This window comes from Aeromonas sp. 2MA4, from assembly GCF_029237305.1.
Classification (GTDB): Bacteria; Pseudomonadota; Gammaproteobacteria; order Enterobacterales; family Aeromonadaceae; genus Aeromonas; species Aeromonas salmonicida.
On record NZ_JAACFY010000013.1, the window covers coordinates 90637 to 115546 of the forward strand.

Below are 24910 nucleotides of genomic sequence, written 5' to 3' on the forward strand. Positions count from 1 at the left end.
TGACAGGAACCTGGGTGAAGGGATGGGTCGGGACAACCGACTCGGACAGCAGCATGGTGCATTGGAAGCAGCAGACCCTGAGTGGCAATCGCTATTTCGATGCCGGCGAGTACGCCAAGGCACTCTCCTACTATCAGCAGGCGCTGTGGCTGGCTCGCCAGCAGTTCTCTTTCTGGCACGATGCAGACGAGGCAGTGGCTGCCCTGGTGGTGGCTCACCACAATCTGGCGGACCTGTTGATCGCCATGACGCTGCCGGACCGCGCAGCCGATCTGCTGTGCCACATCCACGATTGCCTGCTTGCTACCAGCCAGTCCCCCGCCTGTCCGAGCCCACTGCGGGCCGCGGCTCTGCGCCATACCCGCAGCACCCATACCGAGCTGATCGCCTTCGTGCGCAAGCACGGCACTCAGGATGCCATTCAGCGTTGTCTCGGTCAGTGCCTGTGCCACGCCGAGCCCGCCCATCAACTGCATTAATCACAATAAAAAGAGGTGATCATGAGCCATACCCTGCCAGTCCTTTCTTACGCCTACGATGCGCTGGAACCCCACATAGACGCGCTGACCATGGAGATCCACCACAGTCGTCACCACCAGACCTACATCACCAACCTCAACGTCGCACTGGAAGCGTTCCCCGAGCTGGCCGCCCTGCCGGTGGATGAGCTGCTCGCCCGCTTCGGCAGCCTGCCGGTCAAAGTACAGGGGGCGGTGCGCAATCATGGGGGGGGGCATGCCAACCACAGCCTGTTCTGGCAGGTGATGAGCCCGCAAGGCGGCGGTGAGCCGACTGGCGAGCTGGCGGAGGCGATCCAGCGGGATCTGGGAGGGCTGGATGCTTTCAAGCAGGCTTTCACCCAGGCGGCGTTGAGCCGCTTCGGCAGCGGCTGGGCCTGGCTGGTGGTCGACAAGGAGGGCAAATTGCAGGTGGAGAGCAGCGCCAATCAGGACAGTCCCCTGATGCTGGGCCATGCGCCCATATTGGGGCTGGACGTGTGGGAGCACGCCTATTACCTCAAGTATCAGAACAAGCGTCCCGACTATATAGCCGCGTTTTACAAGGTGATCGATTGGGACGAGGTGGAACGTCGTTACCGGCAGGCGCTGGCCTGATCTGCTAGCGTCTTGTTCCATTCACAAAAAGAGACCCGCTATCCGGCGGGTCTCTTTTTGTCTGGTCAGGGCGTTGGATTGGCGCTTGCTGCACTGGTTGCAGGCGACGAGCTGGCCGATGTGGCTGAACTGGTTGCAGCCGATGCACTGGTTGCAGCCGACGAACTGGTCGCTGTGGCAGCACTGGTTGCAGGCGATGTACCAGTCGTTGCTGCTGCGCTCGTGGTCGATGCGGCACTGGTCGCCGCGGCCGAGCTGGCGGCATTGACGGCGGGAGCGGCCTTGTCGCGCGGCTGCTTGTCCTGCGTCACAGGGGGAATAGGCAGGCAGGGCTGGTTCATACCCAGGGTACTCAATGTCAGACAGGGAACCGGGCCGCCGATGACGATGGGCTCACCGAGGAATTTGGGTCCCTTGTCCAAAACATAGAGGTCGAGCAGCCCCATCAGCCGGGCAAACACCTCGCGCACCCGGGTCTTGATACCCTGATAGGCGCTGGGATCCTTGGCGTTGAAGCCGACGGCCTCGATGCCGAAGTGGCGGGCGATAAAGATGGCTCGCTCGTTGTGAAAGGCCTGCGACACCACTGTGAAATGGGCCTGACCAAACACCTCCTTGGCGCGCACTATGGAGTCCAGGGTACGAAAGCCGGCGTAGTCGCTGTAGATCACCTTGGCCGGAATGCCTGCCTGGATCAGGGCGCGTCGCATCTGGCGTGGCTCGTTGTACTGGACGGTCGCGTTGTCACCGGAGACCAGTATGTAGTCTACCTTGCCATTGTTGTAGAGCTCGGCGGCGGCTTTGATCCTGTACTTGAAGTAGTGATTCGAACTGCCGCCAATCAGGTACTTGGAGGTGCCGAGCACCAGGGCGACCCTGTTGTAGGGCACTGCATCGACATCGTCATAGGTGTAGTGGCGGGTGTCCGAGACGGTCCACTCGCTGTAGCCCAGCAGCATGGCGGCAGCTACCAGCAACAGGCAAAAGCAGGCGAGGAGGATCTTGGCAAACTTCTTCATGCGCGGTGCAGTTCGGGTCTGAAGTAGGAGGAGACAGAGGGTCATTCTATTACAAGTTGCCGCTGCGCGTCAGGCTTGATAACTGCCTATGGTGTCACTCGGGCAGAGGCTGTCGCATCTGGCTGTCTTCTAACCGCTTGATCCCTCACCCATATAAAGTACTCATATAAAAACAGAGGGCAGCCGTGGCTGCCCTCTGTCGCTAACGCCTCACCCTCAGTGGGAGGAGTCGTTGGCCTTGCACTCGTCAGACTCCTTGTTGGCCTCCCACCAGGGCAGCAGATCGCGGCTCAGCCAACTCTGGTAGGCCTCGCTGTCGCTCGCGATCAACTGATCCAGCTCGGCTTCGAAGGCGCTCATCGCCTGCTGCTGATCCGGGTTGCGCAGGGCCTGGGCCATGGCAAGCCAGCTGGCACCGCGGCCGGTCTCGTTCAGGAAGCGATGCACCGTATAGGACCAGGAGTAGACCATCTCGCCCCCCTTGTCGTAATCCAGGTGCAGTATGTCGGCCAGGCTCGGTCGTTCGGCCGCCGGGCGACCAGCCACATTATCCATGCCACGGGCGAAGCACTGACCGTGGGCGATGAACTCCGCCAGCCCTTCCGACCACCAGGTGGTGCGATTGAGCGGGTAGTGACCGAAGCTGCCGTACTGGTTGAAGCGGCCATCCAGATAGTGCACATACTCGTGGCGCAGGTTCCACACCTGGAAGGCGGGGCGCTTCCACTCAGCCTCATAGGCGAAGAAGCGGGCCTGGTTGCCGGGGCGAGCCGGATCTCCTTCGATGTAGATGCCGCCGTTGTCGGTAGAGACACCGCCAAACAGGGCGCCGCCGTAGCGTTTCCAGTCGGCGGAGGAGTTGAAGATCACCAGCTCCAGTGCCTCGTTGTTGTCATCCGCCACCGGCTGCCAGCCTGTTTCCATCTGCTGATGGAACTGCTGCTCCTCGGCGCCCAGCTCGCGGCAGATGCCATCGGCCTGATCCTGGCTCAGTTCCTGGGCCCGCAGGCGCAGGGTCGGCGAGCAGGTGTGCTCGAACGGCAGCACATCCTCCAGCCGTATCGGGGTGCAGAGACCGGCAAACTCGCCGCTGATGCAGGCTTCGCTGGTGCGGTCCGTGTAGGTCAGATAGTAGGTGGAGAGGGTCAGTGACATGTCTTCCAGCAGATCCTGGCTCTGCTGGCCACCCGGGATCAGGCTGTGATGACGGATGAGGTCGATGACTGAACCATCCAGCAGCTTGCGATAGTTTTCGCTCTCGTCGGGACGGGTATAACGGGTGACCCGGTAGAGGCGGGTATAGGCATCCAACACATTGTTGAGCAGGAACAGATCCTTGCCATCCCGTCCTTGCCACAGCGACAGCTCGCTCATGCCGAGGGCGTGCAGCTGTTTGCGCAGCTCACCATCCTGCTGGCGGAAATCGGCGGCGAAGGCATCGCTGTAGTCACTGGCGAAGTCGAGGAAGTTGAGCAGATCGAACAGACCCGTTGCCCAGGCATGCTGACCATTGATCTCGCTGGCGTGGCGGGTGCTGTAAGCCAGCATCTGGTTGAACTGGCCGAGCAGGGTACCGAACCGGTTCTGCACCGCCGGGCTCTTGAACTGGCCATGCAGGGCGATACTCCAGGCACCCATGACGGCTCCTACCTCATCGCTGGCCTGTTCCGGATAGAGCAGCGGATGGGCACCGAGCGCAGTCAGGGCTTCAGCCAGTGCCTCGGCGGCGGCCGGGCCATCTTCCTTGTGCTTGCCGTAGTTGTGATAGTTGTGGGCGCGCACGTATTCCAGCAACAGCTTCATGGCCGGATGGGCGGGCTGATTGGCCGCCAGCAGGCTCTGGATACCGCGGGACACGGCCAGCAGCTTGGTGTCATCGTGGCCATAGTTCTCCTGCCAGACGGGAGCGGGCTGGCCGCTGGCGTCCTGCACTATCCTGGCGGCATCGGCATCCAGCAGATCCGTGCCCGGTTGCTCCGGCTCGGAGCAGGCGCGGCCATCGGCGCGACGGCAGTCGAGCTGCTCCTCCTTGCTGGCCAGCACTATGGGGCGATTGAGCACCCGGCTCTCTTGCCACTCGTCGGTGTCCGGCAGAGTCTGCCATTCGCTGCCACCGACCGGGTATTGATAGCCGGTGTCTTTCAGTACTACCTGCACCTCACTGCCGGCGGGCAGGGTCTGGCGGCAAACCCGATAGCTGATGGTCTTGTCCCCTTCCTGGCGGATCTGGGGTTCATCGCACTCCTGCTGGGCCCTGGTTTCATCCAGCTGCCAGCTGTACTTGCGCCAGACATGGATCTCGCTCACCTGGCTGGCGGCCTGACTGCCTGGCACGGGTTGCAGGCGGAAGAAGATCTGCTCGAGGCGGCCATCCCGCTCGTTGGGGGTCTCTTCCAGCACGCTCAGTTGCTGCCAGTTTTGTGGCTGATATTGCCAAACTTGCTCGGCGCAGCGGCCCTGGGCGTTGAGCTCGCAGCGATCCAGCTCCTGCTCGCTGTGACCCAGTATGATGCGCTCGGCCAGCGGCATACGATCCTGGCGCGGTGCGGTCGGGGTGCCGGTCAATGGCTCCCAGCGGCCCTGCTCCAGGCCGTAACCATAGTCATAGCTGCTGGCCGGGATGGCCTTGCCTGCCGGCACCACCTGCTCGCAGCTGAGGTAACGGATCTGCCAGCCCTGCTCAATCCTGAGCTGCGGCTCGCCGCAGGCTTGCTCCGCCAGTGCACTGAGATCGCTATCGTTCCAGTCGAAGCGGCGATAGACGCGCAGTTGCTGATAGGGGGCATCGTCATTGCGGGCGCTGAGCTCGTAGGTGACTTCAGTGACGCGATCGCTCAGCTGGCGGCTCGATTCACCGTTCAGCCGATATGCTTGCCAGTCGGTGGGGGAGTAATTGGCCAGCGCCGAGGTGGCGAGCAGGCCCGGTACTGCCAGAAGCAGCAACCTTGTACCCAGATTGTTCATTTTTATCCCTTTGGATGAGAGTCTGCGTGGTTATCGCGGGCAATGTACTCAGTTCCAAAAGGGTATCAACTCACCAATCAGGCCATATAAATCATTTATTTAGCATCTATCAAAATAAATTGAGTCTCATAGGGGGCTGCAGTGATAGCAAGGACTCATCTGCCATCTGGGGGGGATCTAAGCCTCCACGCTGTGAATGTGATCCAGCTCTCGTTTGAGGTTTGCTGTGCCGTGGGCAGGTGTGCCTCATGTCCGAATGGTATGGAGGCTCTGTACTGGCGGTCGCCAGGCGTTTATGTGGCCATGACGCTGTGACCCAGGAAAGGGTGAAAGGGAGTGGAAACAGATCGAGAGGATTCGGAGCAGAGGGGCAACCGAGACTGACAAGAGGGACGCGACACAAAGGTAACAGAGGTTGCTTTGCCAGTGGCCAAGGCAGGCTGCCGACAAACCAATCGGTATGCCGGCCCTGATCCTCAAGCAATCCTGAGCCAGGCTCAGGAGGAAACTAGAGGTAACTGACGGTCACTATGGCCATGCTATTGCTGCCTTCTGACAGCTTGTAATTCAGGGTGCCATTGATGGCGTTGAGGCTGCCAGTTTGTCGCAGGCTGGCCAAATCCAAGGTTTGGCGCTGTGCGCCGGAATAGCAGGTCACGCTGTTGTCAGAAAAGTCACAGGGTGATTCATAAATGGTGCCAGTCAGGGTCACAGTGCCATCGTAAGCCGATGCGGTAGCGGGCAACAGTGCAGCGCCAAGCAGCAAGGCGGTGGCGGCTGAGGAGGCGCAACGGATAATGCTTTTGCGGACAGAACCGGTGGAGGGGATGCAAGTGTTCATTTTATGTCCTTTTCGTCACATGTCGTTGTACGAAAAGGGCAACGCAATCAAAGAGAATGGCATTCAGATCATGACATTACTCTTCTCAGATGGCAGCTCCGCTGTCTTAGGTATCTACACCCTTAGACCGGTGGCTTTGCGTCCCGACCTTTCGATCGGTTTGCCCTTTACTCTATGTCCAGATGATAACACCCCACTTTGAGAAATCAATCGCTATAAAAAAAGATGGGATATAAGTCACACCTCACAAGTGCCGATTAGTATTGGTGGGGAAATATGCCTGTCCCATATTGATGATTTTTTATTTCCTTCCAATTAAATTAATAGTTATGACTTCCTGTAAAGAGTGAGCCAACAACTGCGGATGTTTTAAAGCCAGTGCTGTTTTGCATGGAAACTTTGAACATCACTCCTGCCGTGAGCAAGGTGTGACCTCTTGTGCATCACAGTCAGCGTCAGATACTCCTGATTGTCTGATTGTCTGATTGTCTGATTGTCTGATTGTCTGATTGTCTGATTGCCTGGGCGTGATCAGAAACATGGCCAGAAGAGTATATTTATTGTGCCTCAATGTTGGTTTTTTGTTAATTTGGTTTGTGGTGTGATTGGGTTATTGGTTAATTTAAGATTGGCAATGTTCAATGCAGTGCTGGCAATGGTGTTTTGTTATTTTAATGTGTTCTGATGTGGTTGTAAGTTCTTGATTGTAAAGTGTTTAAAAAGAGATTTATAAAAATCAAAATGTATTTGATGTGCATCAAATACGTCGTTAATTTGTTTCCCAAGCAAAGGTTGAAAGCAGTATTTCTACACGGCTTACATGGATATGTATTCGTGCAGATATAAAAGGTAGCGGGAACTGCCTTTGATACGGTCTTCTACCTTGGCTTGATAAAATTGTACATACACAGAGCAACTGATGGTCTGGCTCATATCTTCACCGGCTTAATGAAGAAAAAGTCATGCAGAGTAGCTTTGTGGCATATCGCCTCATTATTTAACACTGTGACTCCAGCATGGTTTAGGTGATGAGATAAAACACACGTTAATGTAGGTATAAAGAATGAACGCTAATAAAATTTTGGTTGCTATGGGTGTTGGTTCCATGCTGCTGTGCGGCTCTGCTGTTGCTGCCGGCGGTGCTGGTTCAGGTAAAGTCACCTTTAACGGTGAAATTATCAATGCACCTTGCTCTGTTGCTCCTGAGTCTGTTGACCAGGTTGTTGAAATGGGCCAGATCAGCACCAAAGAGCTGGTCAAAGGTGGTGAGTCCAACTCCAAGCCGTTCAGCATCAAGCTGCTGAACTGTGAAATCACCCCTGATGAAGATGCTGTTAAAGTGACCTTCAGCGGCGCCAAAGATCCTGTCGATTCCAGCCTGCTGGTTATCGGTGGCGGCCAGGCAGCTGGTGCTGGTATCAAGATGACAGCTCCGGGCGGCGCCCCGATCGTACTGGGTACCCCGACTTCCGCCTTTGGCTTGGTGAACGGTGATAACGAGCTGCCCTTCAGCGCCGTGCTGAAAGGCTATGCCGACCAGACTGCCAACCCGCTGACTGCCGGTGCTTTCACTGCAGTGACCAACTTTACTCTCTCCTACGAGTAATAGTCTGCCTTAACGTGTGATACGGGTTGTGGTGGTGCAAACCACCACAACTTCACACATGGTTTCCCCCACATCGTGCCTTTACCATGAAAACTCCAATGATTGTGCCAGTCGTGTTGCAGGTTGTGATGATGGCAATGCCTACGTATGCAAATGAAGTAACGGATGGGTTGGCCGAGTCAGGCTGCACTTTGGATGAACAAAGAAAAACTCCCCAGCAACAAGCCAACCACAGAGTACTGAAAGTCAGTGGTTGTCAGATAGAAGGGCGAGCTGATACCTCACTGCCTTTTATATCCATGTCTGTTCATGGTGTCATGAATGATGAACTGGGTATTGTCAGTGATGGGAAGTATCACAAGGTATCTGGGGAGTACTTTATTGTCTCCGATATTGTCAACCGTGATATGGAACTTGATTTGAGGGTGAATAATGGTGTGCTGTTCTATCCGAGCAATACAGCCCTATTTGAACTCAATTATATGTAAGCAACCCGATTGCTTAGTGTAGATACCTCATTATGTGAGACCGTTATGTTACCCCTAGAGTGAATATATGAGCGTTTCAACATCAAACTCTGTTAGAACACATTATCTAAAAATGGCTTTTATGCTATGCGCGCCTTGCCTGTTGGCAGTGGCAAATAACGCGTTGGCAGAAACGGAGTTTAATATTGATGCGCTTGATCTGGACGAGCGAACCAAGATAGACCTTTCCCAGTTTGCAGATGAAGGTTATATCCTGCCGGGTGATTACTATCTTGAGATTGAGGTCAACAAGAACAAGCTGCCACTCCAGAAAATCCCTTTTTATGAAGTGGAAGACGGCAAGGGAAAGGGCGGTGTTGCCTGCTTGCCTCAGGATCTTGTCCCCAGGATGGCGCTGACGGATGAGGCCATTGCCAAGATTGACAGCTGGCATCAGGGTCAGTGTGCCAACCTTCTGGCGCTGGATGGCGTCATCATCTCCAATGATATTGGTAACGGCTTGCTGAGGATTGCCGTCCCCCAGGCCTGGCTGAAATACAGTGACCCCAACTGGATTCCGCCCGAGCAGTGGGACGTCGGCGTCACTGGTCTGATGCTGGATTACAACCTCAATGCCCAGGTCAATGAAGGGCGCGACTACTCCAGCAGCAACCTCAGCAGTTACGGTACCCTGGGGGCGAACTACGGTCCCTGGCGCCTGCGTGGCGATTACCAGGCCAGCGCTTATTGGGGGGATGACGAGCGGTCGTCAGCCGAGCTTAACCGTCTCTACGCATACCGCCCTCTGTCGACCATGGCCGCCAAGCTGACCGTGGGCGAACAACAGCTCAACTCCCAATTGATCGATGGTTTTCGTTATACAGGTGTCAATCTGGCCAATGATGAGCGCATGTTGCCGCCCAGCTTGCAAGGCTATGCCCCCGAGGTGAGCGGCATCGCCAAGACCAACGCCAAAGTCACCATCTCCCAGTCTGGCCGCATCATTTATGAGACCAACGTGCCTGCCGGCCCATTTCGTATTCAGGGATTGGACAGTTCTGTGCGTGGTCGTCTCGATGTGCGGGTGGAAGAGCAGGATGGCAGCGTCAGCTCTTTTCAGGTGGATACGGCAACCGTGCCTTATCTGACCCGGCCAGGGTATGTTCGCTACAACATCTCGGTCGGCGCCCCATCAGAACTGGGTGACTCTGCTCACGATATCCATGGTCCTGGTTTTGTGACGGGGGACTTCTCATGGGGGGTGGCGAACTCCTGGTCTCTTTATGGTGGTAGTCTGGTTGCTGGTGAATATAACTCCATGGGCCTGGGGATTGGGCGCGACCTGTATGCATTCGGTGCTATTTCTGCTGACTTGACCCAATCCATTGCGAAATTACCGGGTTTATCTACCAAGATTGGCCAGTCATTTCGGTTGAACTATGCCAAGCAGTTCGATGAATACAACAGCTCCATCACCTTTGCGGGTTATCGTTTCTCGCAACACAACTTCATGACAATGTCGCAGTTTCTGAGTAACAAGGATCGACTGGAAAATAATAGCGTTGCCTCGAGTGATGATTACAATACCTGGGGTGATAAAGAGCTATATACCATTACTGCCAACAAGACATTCTGGGCTGATGATGCCGCCAAGGCATTGACCATGTATATGGATTACACCCATAGAACCTATTGGAATCACGATGCGGAAGATCGTTACGGCCTGTCCATCAACAAGAGTGTGAATATTGGCAGTTTCAAGGATGTCTCTCTCTATTTGTCTGCTTACAAGACCAAGACAGAGAATTATGAGGATGACAAGAGTGTCATGCTGACGGTCAGCATGCCGATCGGGGACAGGAAGAGTGCGGGATACAGCGTGCAGTCTTCCAACGGCAAGGTCACCCACCTGGCAACCTATCAGGATTACAGCCGACCGGATGATACCTATCAGCTGGGGGCTGGGGTGCAGAGCAATGGTCATGCGGTAGCGCGAGGTTATTACAACCACAACAGTGACATCGGCGCCGTCAGCCTCAATGCCTACAGCGTACAGAGCGAATACACCTCGGTCGGTGCCAGCATGCGGGGCGGTTTGACGGCGACCGAACATGGCGCCGCCTTGCATCAGGCGACCCGACGTGGAGGAACCCGCATGATGGTCGATACCGGCAAGGTCGCCGATGTCTCTTTCAATAATGGGCGTGCGGTAACGAACCGGTTTGGCGTGGCCGTGATCAGCGATATGACCGATTATCGCAAGAGCGATACCCGTATCGACGTGGACCAGCTGAGCGATGACATAGATGCCATGAATGCCATCAAGCAGGGAACCCTGACGGAAGGTGCGATTGGGTATAATGCCTTTGAAATTGCCCAAGGCTTCAAGTTGCTGGCCAGCGTCAGGCTGCCCAATGGTTCCTATCCGCCCTTCGGTGCGACCGTCGTCAATGACGCCGGACGGGTACTCTCCGTCGTGGATGAGGATGGCCTTGTCTATCTGGCGGGAGTAAAACCGGATGAATCGTTTGAACTTTCCTGGGGTGGTGCCCGTCAGTGCAAGATAGCGGCACCGCACGAAGTAACCGATCTGTCGATGAAGACGCTCACTTGTAAGTAATGGGAACCCGATGAAAAAGCTGCTCTCTTTTACCTGTCTGGCCGTACTGGGTATGACGTCACTAAACGTCAGTGCCGCGATTGTGCTGGATCGTACTCGCGCCGTTTATCCTGGTGGCGCCAAATCCATCAGTCTCAACATCAAAAACGAAAATCAGAAGCTGCCTTATCTGGCGCAGGCCTGGATTGAAGATGCCCAGGGGCAGAAGATCGCTTCGCCTTTCGTGGTGCTGCCGCCAGTGCAGCGGGTGGATGCCAATCAGAAGTCGATTGTCAGGATCGCTTCCGTGCCTGCGATCGAGACGTTGCCAAAAGATCGCGAATCTATCTACTACTTCAACCTGCGCGAGATCCCGCCCAAGAGCGAGAAGAGCAACGTCATGCAGATTGCCGTGCAATCCAAGATCAAGCTCTTCTACCGCCCCGAGGCTATCCTCCCGGAGCGTGGTGCCGTCTGGCAGGATCAAGTGACGATCACCAAGCAGGGCACAACCCTGAAGGTCAATAACCCGACCCCTTACTACGTCACCTATGTCGGCCTGGCCCATCCCAAGGGCAAAGAGAAAACATCCATTAAAGGCTTCTCTGCCTTTATGGTGGCCCCCAAATCAGAGTTGGATGCCAAGATCCCCGAGACGTTGGGCAGTGAATTCATCATCAGCTATGTAAACGATTACGGCGGATATATGGATATCAAGTACCAGTGTGTCGGCAATGCCTGTAAAGCCATGAAGAGCGAGTAAGGTTATGTTACGTTCCGTTTTTTGCTCCGGTTTTTTGCTGTTTGCTGGCACAGCGCTGGCAAATGGTTATGTCATTCCTGATGGGGATCATGAATACAGGGTTGATCTCGGTAAAGAGGATATTGAAAACAAGCCTGGCTACAAGACAAGAGCTTTTGAGTGGAATTTGGGAGGACAGTATGCAGGAACTGTTACTTGTCCCGATAGAAGCATTCCTAGCTCACCGGTGTATTACAAGGCGGTCATGAGTAATGGTCTACCTCAGGTGGGTGATGGATTTGTAAAACTGAATGACTTTCTTGATATGAAGGTTGAAATATGGATAGCCGGCTGGAAAAAGAAGTATGTAGCGGCTCCTTTCCCAAATGAAAGTAATGATTACCCAAATCACTCTTGCACCCAAGGTCGAGAGACTCGGATAACTAATTTTGAGAGTGGCAGCAAAGGGCGAGTTACTTTCCGAGTCCGAAAGCAAATTATCAATGGCGTTCAGATTTCAGATCGGCAGGTAGTGGAAATGTTCGGTAGACTGGGTGCTACCTCTTCTGATTTCAACAACATAGCCATGTCTAGAATTGTCATTAATTCGACAATTCTTTATGTGCCAGAGAAGTGTGTAATCAATGGCGGTCAGACGATAGAAGTGGAGTTTGGGGATTTACCTGGTACTGGACTGGATGGAAGTAATTATGAAAAAACGCTCCCTTTGACCTTCCGTTGTGAAGGGGGAGCTTTCGAAGGTGATGCCTTGAAGATCAACCTTGGTATTTCTGGAAAACCCACATCTTTTAGTCAGGATTATTTACGGACTACCAAGGATGGCTATCAAGGTGGACAGGTCATTAATAACTTGGGAATCAAGTTCAAGCAACTGGATGGCTCCGCATTAAGGCTTAATGAATTTTACCCCGTCACCATGCAAGGTAATATTGGCGATTGGGGATTCATTGCTGCCCCTATATCACCGGTTGGTGCAGATATAGCCGCGGGTGATTTTTACGCCACAGCAACTATCGTTGCCGAATTTCAGTGAGGGAAAGTCACATGTTCAGGAAGTTCTGGATAGGGTTGTTGCTTTGCCCGTCACTGGCAGTGATGGCTGCACCACGAGCGGGTGAAGACCTGGAGTTATTGGGCAATACACTTCATCTTCATGGCCGAATTATTGACCAGCCATGCCTGGTATCACCCGAGTCAGCCGATCAGTCGGTCGACATGGGGGTAGTTGACGTCAGGGAACTCTATTCAGCCGGTGCCGGGGCCCAGGTGCCTTTTGTTATCCGCCTGACCAACTGCAAGCCAGGCATCTTCCGTATGGCCAAGGTGACCTTCAGCGGTTCGGCAGATCAGCAGATGAGCGGTGCTCTGGCTTTTTCCGCAGGTTCTGCCAAGGGGGCGGGTATCCGGTTGTATGATGTCACTCAATCCCCGCTGGATTTGGGTACTCCTTCCCGTGGCTATGTGCTGGGCAATTCAACAGAGAATGAGCTGAATTTTTTCGCTCGGGTTGAAGGCCACCCGGATGCCATCGCCGCAAGGAATATCAAACCTGGCGATTATACCGCCGTGGCCAATTTCATTGTTGCCTATGAATAACTCAAGGGTCATTGCGCTGGATGACCTTCAAGTTTTCTCTGCTGGGCCAGGAGAGAACGCCCCCCATATAGCTGGATAAATATATTCCACCCGGCAGTTGGATGAACAGCGCCTTCTGTTTTGGTGGCGTCAAGGCTGCGACCAGAGTAGCGACCATGCTATTATTGATGAGTGCTTTCTGGTCAATGAAGTTGACAATGGTATTCTTTATTTCGACCGCAATATCATCATCATCACGCTCTACATCCCCGACGGAATCCAGGTTGAACAGTGTCTGTCCCTTATGATCGGTTGCAATCACGGTCGCTACCACAATCTCTCTGTTCATGGTGACAATCATCTTGCTCTTTCTGGTTATTTCTACCCAGTTCTCTGGCGCCAGGCAGCTGCTATGGTATCTGACAACGGTATGTGGATTGTTATAATAATTGTGGGAAACATTCTTTCCCTGCAACGCCATCGTTGCTACGACACATTGCAACTCTTCCATGACAGGGTGGCCCGATCTCAACAGGAAAATATTTTCTGACAGAAGTTTGTTTTTATTGTCAATGGAAAAGTAGCTGATAGCTTCCTTTCCGATGAGAATGGAAACATGTTCATCTTCATAATGAGGGATGCGCTGAGCAAGGGGTTTCAGGTTTTCTATCTTCAATTTCAGGGTTTGCTCTGTATCACTGGTCATATAAAGAGATACATGGCTGAGATTGATCGTTCTCAGGGTATTGGCATTGGTATAGTGGTAAATTAATATCACCAATGAGGTAATAGATACCATGATCAATGCAAACAGCATGATGCGTTTTGGACTGAAATAGCGGTCATATCGTCTACGGCTATATTGTCGTCTTGGTTGTGGCATGTTTGCAGGCGTTGGCACTATGTTATCAGTAGCTACCGTTTCCTCTTCTTCTCCGCTGATCTCAACCGGTGCACAGAAGATATAACCGACTCTCGGAATAGTATCGATTGCGTCCAGTAAACCAATGGATTCCAGTTTTCTGCGCAGAGAGAGGATCTGACGGTTAAGGTTGGTATCGGTATTGTCCTGATTTGGCCACAAGGTCTCCTGCAGCTTGCCTCTGGCAATGACACTGCCTGCCTCATCACACAGCATTTCGAGTAGCTCTGCTTCCTTGTTGCTGAGCTTGATGTCTCTTTCTCCCTTTGAGAGCTTGAATATTGCAGCGGAGAAAATAATATCCTCTGCAATTTTATAATTTTTGTTACTCATGTGTGACTCGTCTTACCGCCAAGGAGTGCATTTTACCATCATGTGGCAGTTGTTCAAATAATGAAAAAACTACAATATCTTTAATTATCAATTATTTAGGTTTCCATTGAGGTGCCTGGCAGCGGGTATGGTACTACAGGTTATTAATTTGGTTCAAAAAACACTCAAAAAGATGGCCGTTTATGTAATCGTTCTCACTTAGCCTGCAGCCTGAGTATGTTTTTGGCCTCGTTCGCGAGTTTTGTTGAATACGGTGCGGATCGGATGGATCTGTTGTGCCAGATCTTGTCGTATGGCGGTTTATTGCTTGAAGATTGACTGCTGATACAGCTTTCGCTGTGGTTTGAGAGCCCCGCCCATGTCCGGCCAGGGTTGCCAGAGGTCCGGCACCATAAAGCCGGGTAATGTCTGCCTGAGCCAGGCGGCCAGCTCCGGATAGGGCACAGGTTCCCCATGCCAGTCGATGAAGGCGGCGGGTCTTTGCCCCCACTCCTCACTCGGTATGGGCACCACCAGTGCCTGGGCCACGGCAGGGTGATCCACCAGCCGCTGCTCTATGGTCTCTGGCTGTATATTCTCCCCGCCCGAGATGAACAGATTGTCGATCCGCCCCTCCACCACCAGCTCGCCGTCGGCGGTGACATGCCCCTTGTCGCGGGTGTGAAACCAGCCAGCCTCGTCGAGCGGTCGCTCCAGTACGCCCTCCAGGAAATAACCGGCAAACAAGGTGTCACCGCGTACGCAAATTTCCCCTTGTTGAATGCAGACTTCGCGCCCCGGCAGCGGTTTGCCAACCAGGCCCGCAGTGGTCGGCAGGCCGGTACAGACCTGGCTGGCCATTTCGGAGAGGCCGTAACTCGACTTGGGGGTGAAGCCCATGGCCGCGAGGCGAGCAACCAGCGGCTGCGGGATGGCGGCGCCACCGAGCAACAGCTCGCGCAAGCGGGTGCGAGCGGGGTCAAAACCCTCAGCCATCAGCCGCCAGAGCTGGGTCGGTACCAGCGACAGGTGAGTGATGGGCTGGGATTCGAGGCGCGCCTTGAGGGGCTGACTGCGATCGTCCAGCACCAGGCTGGCCCCTGCCAGAAAGACCCGGAACAGGATGGCGTAGCCGCCGACGTGAAACAGCGGCAGGGAGAGCAACCAGCCGCACTCCTCATCCAGCGGGATCAGGGAGGCTGAGCCTCGCGCCGAGGCCAGGTGGTTGGCGAGACGATGCACCACGGCTTTCGGTGCGCCGCTAGAGCCCGAGGTGAGGATCATGTTGTTCAACTGGGCAGGCGCGAGTGGCCAGGGTTGCTCGGTAGCCGCCACTTCTGTGCTGAAATCCAGCCGCAGTGGGCACCCACTTCCCACCGGAATTTCATCGGCCGACCAGAAGGCAGTAACATCCAGCTGCCGCGCCAGTGCGGCCTGTCTGGTCAGTGGAAAGGCGGGGTTGAGCGGGCAGAAAATGATGCCGCTGCGCACGCAGGCCCAGGCCAGCAAGACGTCTGGCAGGGCGCCGCGCACCACGGCAGCCAGGCGGTCGCCGCTTTTCAAGCCGGCCCCTTCCAGTTGCAGGCACAGGCTGTTGAGCCTTGCATCCAGCTGCTGGTAGTTGAGGGGGCTTGCTGTGTGGATGGCGATCCGGTGGGGCGCGGCTTGTGCCCAGTGGCGCACCGGGCATGGCTCTAAATGGGAGTGATGGTCAGATGTCGGCAGCATGCAGGCCCCTTCAGTCACGATGAAACAGGGGCTCCAGCAGACTCAGGTCGGGTTTGCCCTGGGTATCCAGCAGGTCGCTTGCCAGCCAGCGTTTGGTGTCCAGGCCCGGTGCCTGATCCGGCGCCCATTCACCCGCGAGACGGGCAAGCTGGCCGAGGCCGACACCGGACTCGAAACAGGAGGAGACGATCACTTTCAGGCGCAGCTCGCGGGCACGGGCCACCAGGGCTTCGCTGTTGGCCAGAGAACCGAGCAGCATGGGCTTGAGCACCAGGGCTCTCAGCTGCGGGATGGGTTCCCAGGGTTTGCCTTGTGCCAACAGCTCGTCGATGGCCACCGGCATGCCGGTGCGGTTCGCCACGAAGGCGATGTCGTCAAAGTTGGCGCAAGGGTCTTCCAGATATTCGATCCGGTTCGGATCCAGGTGACCACAGAAGGCCCAGGCCTCCTCACGGGTCCAGCCCTGGTTGGCGTCCAGCACCAGCTTGAGAGTGGGGATGCGATCGCACAGCAGGCGGATCAGCGCCAGCTCGTCGCGCATGGGGTAACGGGCCACTTTCAGCTTGGCCTTGCTGGGGGTCTGGTGCAGCCAGTCCTTCCAGTGTTTGAGCAGCTCCTGGGGGGAACCTTGAATAAGGGGATAGGGTGCGGGCAGGGTGGCGGTCTGTTCAGGCCAGATCCGGCGCGCGCAGTCGAACCCAAATTGCACCGAAGGCAGCAGGGGCGAGATGGGCTGTCCCTGAGCCAGTTGCTCCAGACAAGCGAGCGCTTCGGCTTGCGCTTCGGCCAGCGTCTCTTTGGAGAAACCGGGCAGGGGGGCTATTTCCCCCCAGCCCTTGTCGATGCGAACCAGCAGGCCCTCTCGCGCCACCTCCACCTTGCCGTGAAAGGTCAGGGGCTGGGTAAAAGGCAATTGGTAGCGATAGAGAGCGAGTTTCATCAGGGATTCCGCTTGTATTTGGAGAAGTCGGGACGACGTTTTTCGTTGAACGCGTTACGCCCTTCCTGACCCTCTTCGGTCATGTAGAACAGCATGGTGGCATTCCCCGCCAGCTCCTGCAAGCCGGCCTGGCCATCGCAGTCGGCGTTGAGGGCCGCTTTCAGGCAGCGCAGCGCCATCGGGCTGTTTTGCAGCATCTCGCGGCACCATCGCACGGTTTCGCGCTCCAGCTCGGCCAAAGGCACGACTGTGTTGACCAGCCCCATGTCGAGCGCTTGCTGGGCATCGTACATGCGACACAGGAACCAGATCTCGCGGGCCTTTTTCTGGCCGACGATGCGGGCCATGTAGGAGGCGCCCCAGCCGCCGTCGAAGGAGCCGACTTTCGGACCTGTCTGGCCGAACTGGGCGTTGTCGGCGGCAATGGTGAGATCGCACATCATGTGCAGCACGTGGCCGCCACCGACGGCGTAACCGGCCACCATGGCGACCACGGGTTTCGGGCAGGTGCGGATGTCACGCTGGAAGTCGAGCACGTTGAGGTGGTGAGTGCCTTCGTCGTCCTGGTATCCACCGTAGTCGCCACGGATCTTCTGATCGCCACCGGCGCAGAACGCCTTCTCGCCGAAGCCGGTGAGTATGATGGTGCCGATATGATCGTCATAGCGGGCATCGGCCAGTGCCTGCAGCATCTCTTTGACGGTGCGGGGGCGGAAGGCGTTGCGTACCTGAGGGCGATTGATGGTGATCTTGGCAATGCCATCGCCGGACTTGTGATAGAGGATATCCTCGTAACCGGCGGAGCAATCGCGCCACTCGACAGGTGCGTACAGTTCCGCTTCCGTCATTGCCTCAATCATGTTTTTTTCCTTCTGATCTGGTAGAGCAGAGTTGAACAATGGAGTTGAGCAATATCGTCATGCTGGACGAGGGTATACAGTCCCGCTTTCGTCATTGCTTCAATCATGTGCACTCTCTTTTTCTTGTTGGTGATAAGCCCGCGACGCCGGCTCGGGTAAAGGGTGTCATGCCGTTTTATGGCGTACTCGCAATCCAGTCGCGCAGGCACGAGGCAAAGCGCTCGGGCTGGCTGGCGTGCAGATTGTGGCCGCCATCCAGGGTCAAGTGATTGATATTGCAGCCCTGCTTTACCAACTGGCAAGCCAGTTGATGGAATTTGTGATCCCGGCTGCCGGAGATCCAGGTCACCGGCAACCGGGTGCTGACGAGCCAGGGCGCGAGATCCTGCTGCTGGCCCAGCGAGGTGGCGCGCAGCATGGTCGCGACGGCCGGGCCCTGATTGCCAAGGCGTCCGGCTATCTGGCGGGCGCGAGCGGCCTCGTCGAGGTCGGCGAAGACTCCCTGTTGATACCAGTTGGCCAGCACTTCTGTCAGCGGTTCGCGCTCGAAGCGCCGGGCCCAGTACTCGTCGTGTTCGATGCGAGCGGCACGCTCGGCCATCGGCAGGCCGGTATGGCAATTTTCCAGCAGCAGGGCCTGCAATCCGGCAGGGGATTGGCTGGCATGATAGAGGGCGAGCCGCCCGCCCAGCGAATAGCCGGCCAGTCGGTACTGCTCGATGCCGAGTGCCTTTAGCGCATCACAGAGCCACTGATGAGCCTGCTCAAAGCCGGTCACACTCACCCCTTGATGGCTGCCGTGGCCCGGCAGATCCAGCGCGTGGCAAGCTATTCCAGGCAAGGCTTCGATCACTGGCTGCCAGTCGCGGCCATCGCCGAGCAGACCGTGCAGCAGTACCAGAGGCTGTTCCTGGCCGTTGGGGTTAGAGGCCACGAATAGCCGCCCCCAGTGCCTTGAGATCCTCGGCGACTTCGCTGCTCGGTACCTTGATTTCAATCAGGGTTACTTTCTTTTCCAACGCCGGTTTTTTCAGGGCTGCTGTGTAGGCCTGCTCGAATTCAGCCAGCGTGGTTGGCGCCCGATAATGGAGGCCGAACATGGCGGCGGCGTGCTCGAAGTGCAGGCCGTGGGGCAGGCAGTAGTAGGTCTCCAGCAGCCGATCGCCGGTGGGCACCGGCAACATGCGAAAGATGCTGCCGCCGTCGTTGTTGAGCAGGATCACCACCAGCGGCCGGCTCGATTTGCCGAGCAGGGCCAGACTGTTGAGATCGTGCAGGGCGCTGAGATCGCCAATCAACAGGGTCGTTGGCTGCTCGCTCGACTGGGCAAAACCATAGGCGGTGGCGATGAGGCCATCGATGCCGGAGGCGCCGCGGTTGGTCATCACCCGGCTCGGCCCCTTGCCCGCTTCGCCGAGCATGTCCATCAGCCGGGCCGGCATGCTGTTGCCGACAAACAACTGGCCTTGAATCAGGTTGCCCAGCCGATGACAGACACCGAGCTCGGAGAAGCGATCGCAAGCGCTGCGGATCTGGCGGGTGGCGTTCTGCTGGCGCTCCGCCAGCCGGTGCCAGGGCAGGTGGCGAGTGCTCACTTTGTGGGTTGCGGCGAAGGCGGCGGGCTCGCACACCAGACGGCGGCGCAGCCGGTAATCGGGATCGAGTCGCGCCGGCTGCGGGTCCACCAGCCAGTAATCCTGCCAGGGGTGCTGCTTGATGAACTGGCCGAGCCGCTTGGAGATGAGGCGGGCACCGAATTGCAGCAACACTTCGGCGCGGGCCAGCTCGGCCACGAAACAGCTGTTTTGCAGGGCGAGATCCATGTGGATGAGGTTGCGGGCATCGAAGCGGATCTGGCTCTGCAGGTCCGCCAGCAGCGGCCAGCCGAGGCGCTCGGCCAGCTCGGCCACCACCTGCGCCTGGGCAGGATCCTGAATGCGTCCCGCGACTATGATGCCGCGTTTGCCCTGCAAGGCCGCCCAATCGGGCTGGCGGGGACAGATCTGCTCATTCTGCTGCCAGGGGCTCCAGGGCTCGCCTGAATGCAGCCAGTCGCCGAGAGGGGCCAGATAGCCGGAAAAATCCAGGTACTCATCGCCGGGATAGAGGGGCTCGGGGTACATGCAGTTGAAATGGACAGGTCCGGGAGTCAGAGCCTGCTGGGCCAGCGCCTGACCCACCGAGCTCAGCACGAAGGCCGCGGGTATGGTCGGGGTGGGGCTCGGCAGGTTCTGCTGATAGACGGGGTAGCGACCGAAGATCCCCTGCTGATCGATCGCCTGGTTGGCGCCGTTGTTGATAAGCTCGGGTGGTCGGTCGGCCGAAAGAATGATGAGCGGCACGCCTGTGAGTTGCGCCTCTGCCACGGCGGGCCAAAGGTTGGCGACCGCTGTGCCCGAGGTCATGATCACCGCCACAGGTCGACCGCTGCCCTTGGCCAGCCCCAGCGCCATAAACCCCAGGCCCCGCTCGTCAAAATGGAGGTGGCGGCGAAAGCCGGCATGGGCGGCCGCGGCCATGGTGAGCGGTGCCGAACGTGAGCCCGAGGCCAGCGCTATGTCTCGCACACCGAGGCGATAGAGCTCTTCCAGCAAGAGGGAAGACCAGACGTGATTGAAGGTGGCATGTTGACTGGCAAACATGAGGCTCTCGCTGAATGAGGGGTCGATGAGAAAACGCTATCCCAGCAGGGAGAGCACATTGGCGATCTTGTTGTCGAGTTCGGCCCACTCGGCGGTGGGTTCTGATCCCGCCACTATGCCAGCCCCGGCATAGAGTGTGATTGTCTGCGCCGTGACGCGGGCGCTGCGGATGGCGACGGAGAACTCCGAGGTCTCCCGGCTCAACATGCCGCAGGCACCGGCATACCAGCCACGATCATGGGGCTCGAACTCGCGGATGAAGGCCAGAGCGGCTTCGCGCGGGGCGCCGCCCACGGCGGGGGTGGGGTGCAGGGCATCCAGCAGTTGCCAGTCACACACACCAGGCTTGAGTTCGGCCTCTATGTCGCACTTGAGGTGTTGCAACAGCCGCAGTTTCAGAATGCGCGGCTCGGTCAGGCTGGCACCCGTGGTGAGCGGGGCCAGTCGACTGAGGATGTCGGCATGCACCAGCCTGTTCTCCAGCCGGTTCTTGCTGTCGGCCAGCAGCTCCGCGGCCAGGGCCGCATCGGTCGCTTCGTCGCCGGAGCGGCGTATGGTGCCTGCCAGTGCCTCGGTGAAGAGATGATCCTGTTCCCTGCGGTAGAGCCGCTCGGGGGAGCAGGCGATAAAGCTCTGCTCGGGGGAAAACTGAAAGCCGAAGTGGAAGCAGTCCTGGGCATGCTGTGCCCACTGTGCCAGCAGGGCCCAGGGGGAGACGGCATTGCCGGCATCATGTGTGGCATCGGTCCTTGCGTCATCCAGGGTGAGACGGCTCTCCCGTGACAGCACTACCTTGGGGGTGTGCGCCTGAAAATCGGGGGCTGTGACCCGTTCCACCAGCGTCTGCCACTGGGCCGGGCCGGGGCAATCCTGGCGTTGCCAGTCGCGCCGCAGCAAGGGGGAAAGCGGCGCTTCCGGCAGCAGGGCATCAAGCGCTGCTTCGGCGGCCAGCATTTCGTCATCGAACTCGGCCGCTGCTTGCTGCTCCGGTAGCCAGAGATTGAGGCAAAGACTGACACTCTCGCCCCGGCGCACCAGCTCGATGCGGGGCAGCACGAAACGGCAGGGGCCGAATCCCTGCCAGCCGGGCTGGGCGGGATCGAACGCCAGCCCGCCGTAGTAGCGCGGGCTGTCGTCGTGGGGCTGGTTGGCGTGCTCGCAGACCTGTTGTATGTCTTGTGGACGGGTCAGTTCGCGGATACAGCCCAGCGCCACATACTCGGGCTTGTCGTGCCCTCTGGCATGCCAATAGATGCGGGGATAGAGAGTCTGCGCTGCGAGCCAGCCCAGAAAGGAGCCGACCTCGATCGCTACGCGCAGCCGGACGAAGCCGCTGGCGTTGCTGTGACGCAGGGCGTCCAGTTGTTGCTTGATATGGGTCTGAGCCAACATGGATTTCGTCTATGAGCCGATAGTGACGGTCAATCCTGCAGAAGGATGCCGTTGGTTTATGCCAAAGGAGCGATTATTCCTATATATTATCTGCCCATTCGTCCATGTAAATCGCCCGGGGAGCTTACCTCCCGAGGTGCCAAGTATACCGAAATCCAGTTCGATAACCCTTAACACGATCAATATCTGATTGTTTGGCCATCACAATATGACAAATACCTTCTCTATCTGGTTGCTGGCGGCGCGTTTGCGAACCTTGCCGCTCGCGTGCTCCTCCATTTTGCTGGGCTCGGGGCTGGCGGCCAGTCGTGGGGCCTTCGATGGCACCATAATGGCGCTCTCCCTGCTGACCGCCATACTGCTGCAGATCCTCTCCAATCTGGCCAACGATTACGGGGATGCGGTATCCGGTGCGGACAATGGCGAGCGGATTGGCCCCCAGCGTGCCGTGGTCTCGGGTCTCATCACCCAAAAGCAGATGTGCGTGGCCATGGGGCTGACCGCCCTGGCTGCCGTGATGAGCGGCCTCTCTCTGCTGGGTTGCGCCTTTGGCGATCAGTGGCTGCAGATCCTCACTTTCGTGGTGCTGGGTGGCGTAGCCATAGTCGCGGCCATCACCTACACGGTGGGCAAGACTCCTTACGGCTATCGCGGGTTCGGGGATATCTCGGTGTTCCTCTTCTTCGGTCTGCTGGGGGTACTCGGCTCCTACTATCTGTTTACCAAGACACTGGCGTGGGATCTGCTGCTGCCGGCCACTGCCTGCGGCCTGCTGGCGACCGCCGTGCTCAACATCAACAATGTGCGGGATATAGAGACGGATGCGGTCAGCGGCAAGATCACCCTGGCGGTGCGGCTGGGTCGCAACCGTGCCATCGCCTACCACTGGCTGTTGCTGGGGGCGGCGCTGGTCAGCACCATCGCCTTCCTGCTGACCCAGCCCGCCAGTTTCTGGCCCTGGATCTTCCTGCCTGCCATGAAGCCCCTCACCGATGCTGCGCGCACCCTGCGTGAAAGCTACGATGGCGAGGTGCTGACCGGTGCCCTCAAGAAGACCGCCATCAGCGCCTTCCTGTTCAGTCTGCTGCTCTCCATCGGGTTGGCGCTCTCCTGATGGGATGCTTGCTTGTTTTTTTATGTGAAAAGGGCTCCCGATGCGGGAGCCCTTTTTGTGTGCTGACGCGACTTGTTGGCACGTCACCAGTCAGACAGGAGAACGGCTTATGCGCGAGTCACTCAAACAGAAAATCATCCAGGTTTGCCGCCAGAAAATAGCGCAGAAGGGGGAGACGGTCGGGCTCTCTTTTTATGCGTTTTTCGCCAACAGAAATGATGACCCCGACTTGCTGATGGAGGCGGCGACCTGGTGGATCCAGACTCACAGACTCGACCATTTCGAGAAGGCCAGAAAGATCCTCCAGCTGGTCGAGGGGAGCAAGTAGGGCAGGGATGAAACAAGCAGGGCTCCAAGAAGGAGCCCTGCCTGCATATGGCGTTGTCACCCCGTCGTTCGGGTGAGTGACACTCAGCTGGCTTGGGCCAATCTGGGGGCCCGGCGGGAGAAGAAGAGGCTGTCCAGCAGCCAGATGACCAGCATGGAGGCACCCACCAGCGGGAAGGCGATACCGAGCAGGATCAGCAGGGCGATGGCACCGCGCATGGGGGGCAATTTGGCAGGCAGCGGCGGGGCGGCGAGACGACCCTGCGGGCGGCGGCTCCACCAGATCCAGAGGCCGCTCACCGAGCTCAGCAGCACCATCAGACAGATGACCAGCATGGCGAGCTGATGGGGCCAGCCGTAGAGTTTGCCCATGTGCAACATGACGCCAGTTTCCACCGTCTTGGCGACCGGGCCGTAATCCTGCCAGCGCACGTCGGCCAGTACCTTGCCGCTGTACTGATCGATATGCAAGGTGGCATCGTTGCGCGGATCGTCGGCGAACAGGGCTATGGTGTAGACGCCGCTCTCACCGACCGGTGGTGTGATGCTGTAACCCGGGCTGACCTGGCGTGCCTGTGCGATCTCCACCACCTGTTGCAGCGGGATGCGGTGGCTGGCCATGACAATGTCATCCTGCTCGCCGCCCTGGTGCATGGCGCTGTGATCATGACGCTTGGCCGCTGGCTGTGAACTCGGCATCGGCATCGTCTCCACCGCCCAGGGCACTGTCTGTTCATGGGAGTGGTTGAGGTTGCGAACGAGAGGGGCGGATTTGGGAACCTCATTCCACATGGCGGCGGGGAAGCGATTCCAGAGGTCGGCGAATTGAGCTCCCCAGAATCCGGTCCAGGTCATGCCGCTCAGCAGCAGCAACAGCAGGAAGCCCGCGCCCCAGAAGCCGACCACGGCGTGCAGATCTCGCCACCAGAGGCGCCCTCGCTGATTCAGTCGTGGCCACAGGATACCGCCGACACCCGGGCCCTTGCGCGGCCACCAGAGATAGAGGCCGCTGACAAGCAGCACTATGCCCCAGCCGGCGGCCAGCTCGATCAGCCGATCCCCTGTGGTGCCGAGCAGCAGGTCGGCATGCAGGGCGCGGGCCACCGCCTGCAAGTTCCACTTGTTGTCCATGGTGCCGAGCAGGGTACCGCTGACAGGATCCATAAACAGGGTGAGCTCATTGCCTTGTTGCGTGACGATAAACTGGGCGCTCAGGTCCGGTGCGGCCGGTGGCAGGTATTTGCTCAGGTTGGCGTCCGGCATGGTGGCCCGTGCCTTGGCCCACAGGGCATCGGCGCCAAGGGGCTTGCCCGGCAGTTGAGCGGTGCTCAGGATGTGGGCGGCGGGGGGCACCTTCATCAGCTCGGGATAGAGCAAATTGTCGAGCTGGGGTTTGAACAGATAAACGATCCCTGTCAGTGAGAGCAGGATCAGGAAGGGGGCGACGAAGAGGCCGGCGTAGAAGTGCCAGCGCCAGATCCGCTGGTAATGGCTCGAGGCCCTGTTTTTCATCTCTGATCCTTGCGCTAATGACCAACGTTTCTGCTGGTGGAATGTTTGTGGCGGCGCGGATGATAACAGCAACGTTTTGTTAACTGCAACAGAACATGATGGGCTTGCTCTGGGAGTGATACAGAGCGTCAGCGTGAGGATCGGGGAGTCAAAAGGTGGCGCTGTCGGCGTCAGGGTGCTGGATGTAGCATGGACTTTTTGTAGATAAATCC

General features: G+C 57.4%; 21 protein-coding genes and 1 riboswitch. Of the genes, 10 read left to right on the forward strand and 11 right to left on the reverse strand.

Features of this window, described 5'->3' with window-relative positions; genetic code table 11:
- Positions 1–53: 53 nt before the first annotated feature.
- Together GWQ31_RS14195 and GWQ31_RS14200 are read left to right on the forward strand one after the other, a co-directional pair.
- Positions 54–479 (forward strand): hypothetical protein, encoded by a 426-nt coding sequence (locus tag GWQ31_RS14195; protein WP_034523673.1) that lies wholly within the window; start codon positions 54–56, stop codon positions 477–479.
- 21 nt (positions 480–500) lie between these two features.
- Positions 501–1115 carry a superoxide dismutase gene (locus GWQ31_RS14200; RefSeq protein ID WP_275909640.1) on the forward strand — a complete coding sequence of 205 codons (615 nt, stop codon included), beginning with the start codon at positions 501–503 and terminating at the stop codon, positions 1113–1115.
- Positions 1116–1180: 65 nt separating this feature from the next.
- Here the strand turns inward: GWQ31_RS14200 and GWQ31_RS14205 are convergent, their stop codons facing one another.
- The 3 genes from GWQ31_RS14205 to GWQ31_RS14215 all read right to left on the reverse strand — a co-directional run bounded on the left by GWQ31_RS14205 (position 1181) and on the right by GWQ31_RS14215 (position 5939).
- Entirely contained in the window at positions 1181–2179 is a 999-nt protein-coding gene (locus tag GWQ31_RS14205; protein ID WP_275909641.1) for an ElyC/SanA/YdcF family protein, read from the reverse strand.
- Positions 2180–2350: 171 nt separating this feature from the next.
- Positions 2351–5098, reverse strand: coding sequence for a collagenase (locus GWQ31_RS14210; RefSeq protein ID WP_275909642.1), 2748 nt, complete (start codon positions 5096–5098; stop codon positions 2351–2353).
- Positions 5099–5606: 508 nt separating this feature from the next.
- Positions 5607–5939 carry a hypothetical protein gene (locus tag GWQ31_RS14215; protein WP_005316030.1) on the reverse strand — a complete coding sequence of 111 codons (333 nt, stop codon included), beginning with the start codon at positions 5937–5939 and terminating at the stop codon, positions 5607–5609.
- Between the two features lie 88 nt (positions 5940–6027).
- Positions 6028–6114: riboswitch (cyclic di-GMP riboswitch) on the reverse strand.
- Between the two features lie 888 nt (positions 6115–7002).
- Here GWQ31_RS14215 and GWQ31_RS14220 point away from each other — a divergent pair.
- The 6 genes from GWQ31_RS14220 (at position 7003) to GWQ31_RS14245 (ending at position 12970) form a co-directional block, all read left to right on the forward strand.
- Positions 7003–7545 (forward strand): fimbrial protein, encoded by a 543-nt coding sequence (locus tag GWQ31_RS14220; protein ID WP_034523670.1) that lies wholly within the window; start codon positions 7003–7005, stop codon positions 7543–7545.
- A gap of 98 nt (positions 7546–7643) precedes the next feature.
- Positions 7644–8033: a hypothetical protein gene (locus GWQ31_RS14225; RefSeq protein ID WP_275909656.1), complete on the forward strand. Its 390-nt coding sequence runs from the start codon at positions 7644–7646 to the stop codon at positions 8031–8033.
- 67 nt (positions 8034–8100) lie between these two features.
- Positions 8101–10632 carry a fimbria/pilus outer membrane usher protein gene (locus GWQ31_RS14230; protein ID WP_345893588.1) on the forward strand — a complete coding sequence of 844 codons (2532 nt, stop codon included), beginning with the start codon at positions 8101–8103 and terminating at the stop codon, positions 10630–10632.
- 10 nt (positions 10633–10642) lie between these two features.
- On the forward strand, positions 10643–11374 hold the full coding sequence (locus GWQ31_RS14235) for a molecular chaperone (protein WP_058394850.1): 732 nt from the start codon (positions 10643–10645) through the stop codon (positions 11372–11374).
- Between the two features lie 4 nt (positions 11375–11378).
- Complete coding sequence (locus GWQ31_RS14240) at positions 11379–12407, forward strand: fimbrial protein (RefSeq protein ID WP_058394851.1); 1029 nt, start codon at positions 11379–11381, stop codon at positions 12405–12407.
- Between the two features lie 11 nt (positions 12408–12418).
- Entirely contained in the window at positions 12419–12970 is a 552-nt protein-coding gene (locus tag GWQ31_RS14245) for a fimbrial protein (RefSeq protein WP_265420691.1), read from the forward strand.
- Between the two features lies 1 nt (position 12971).
- Here GWQ31_RS14245 and GWQ31_RS14250 read toward each other — a convergent pair whose 3' ends face one another.
- The 7 genes from GWQ31_RS14250 to GWQ31_RS14280 all read right to left on the reverse strand — a co-directional run bounded on the left by GWQ31_RS14250 (position 12972) and on the right by GWQ31_RS14280 (position 21745).
- Positions 12972–14204 carry a winged helix-turn-helix domain-containing protein gene (locus GWQ31_RS14250; RefSeq protein ID WP_265420690.1) on the reverse strand — a complete coding sequence of 411 codons (1233 nt, stop codon included), beginning with the start codon at positions 14202–14204 and terminating at the stop codon, positions 12972–12974.
- Positions 14205–14504: 300 nt separating this feature from the next.
- Positions 14505–15911 (reverse strand): AMP-binding protein, encoded by a 1407-nt coding sequence (locus tag GWQ31_RS14255; protein ID WP_275909644.1) that lies wholly within the window; start codon positions 15909–15911, stop codon positions 14505–14507.
- A 10-nt stretch (positions 15912–15921) separates the two neighbouring features.
- Positions 15922–16851, reverse strand: a complete 930-nt coding sequence (menC, locus tag GWQ31_RS14260; RefSeq protein ID WP_275909645.1) for an o-succinylbenzoate synthase — start codon at positions 16849–16851, stop codon at positions 15922–15924.
- Complete coding sequence (gene menB / locus GWQ31_RS14265) at positions 16851–17699, reverse strand: 1,4-dihydroxy-2-naphthoyl-CoA synthase (RefSeq protein WP_197667351.1); 849 nt, start codon at positions 17697–17699, stop codon at positions 16851–16853. Before menB ends, menC begins: the two co-directional genes overlap by 1 nt.
- Before the next feature lie 187 nt (positions 17700–17886).
- Entirely contained in the window at positions 17887–18645 is a 759-nt protein-coding gene (gene menH / locus GWQ31_RS14270; protein ID WP_275909646.1) for a 2-succinyl-6-hydroxy-2,4-cyclohexadiene-1-carboxylate synthase, read from the reverse strand.
- On the reverse strand, positions 18635–20353 hold the full coding sequence (menD, locus tag GWQ31_RS14275) for a 2-succinyl-5-enolpyruvyl-6-hydroxy-3-cyclohexene-1-carboxylic-acid synthase (RefSeq protein WP_275909647.1): 1719 nt from the start codon (positions 20351–20353) through the stop codon (positions 18635–18637). The genes menH and menD overlap by 11 nt, the downstream gene beginning before the upstream one ends.
- A 36-nt stretch (positions 20354–20389) precedes the next feature.
- The gene (locus tag GWQ31_RS14280) at positions 20390–21745 is read right to left on the reverse strand and encodes an isochorismate synthase (protein ID WP_275909648.1); all 1356 of its coding nucleotides are present in this window, start codon (positions 21743–21745) and stop codon (positions 20390–20392) included.
- Positions 21746–21953: 208 nt separating this feature from the next.
- Between GWQ31_RS14280 and GWQ31_RS14285 the strand changes: the two genes are divergently transcribed.
- Both GWQ31_RS14285 and GWQ31_RS14290 read left to right on the forward strand, forming a co-directional pair.
- Entirely contained in the window at positions 21954–22859 is a 906-nt protein-coding gene (locus GWQ31_RS14285) for a 1,4-dihydroxy-2-naphthoate polyprenyltransferase (protein ID WP_275909649.1), read from the forward strand.
- 109 nt (positions 22860–22968) lie between these two features.
- Entirely contained in the window at positions 22969–23187 is a 219-nt protein-coding gene (locus GWQ31_RS14290; RefSeq protein ID WP_005315999.1) for a DUF6500 family protein, read from the forward strand.
- Between the two features lie 83 nt (positions 23188–23270).
- Here GWQ31_RS14290 and GWQ31_RS14295 read toward each other — a convergent pair whose 3' ends face one another.
- Positions 23271–24698: a PepSY domain-containing protein gene (locus GWQ31_RS14295; RefSeq protein WP_169047313.1), complete on the reverse strand. Its 1428-nt coding sequence runs from the start codon at positions 24696–24698 to the stop codon at positions 23271–23273.
- Positions 24699–24910: the final 212 nt, after the last annotated feature.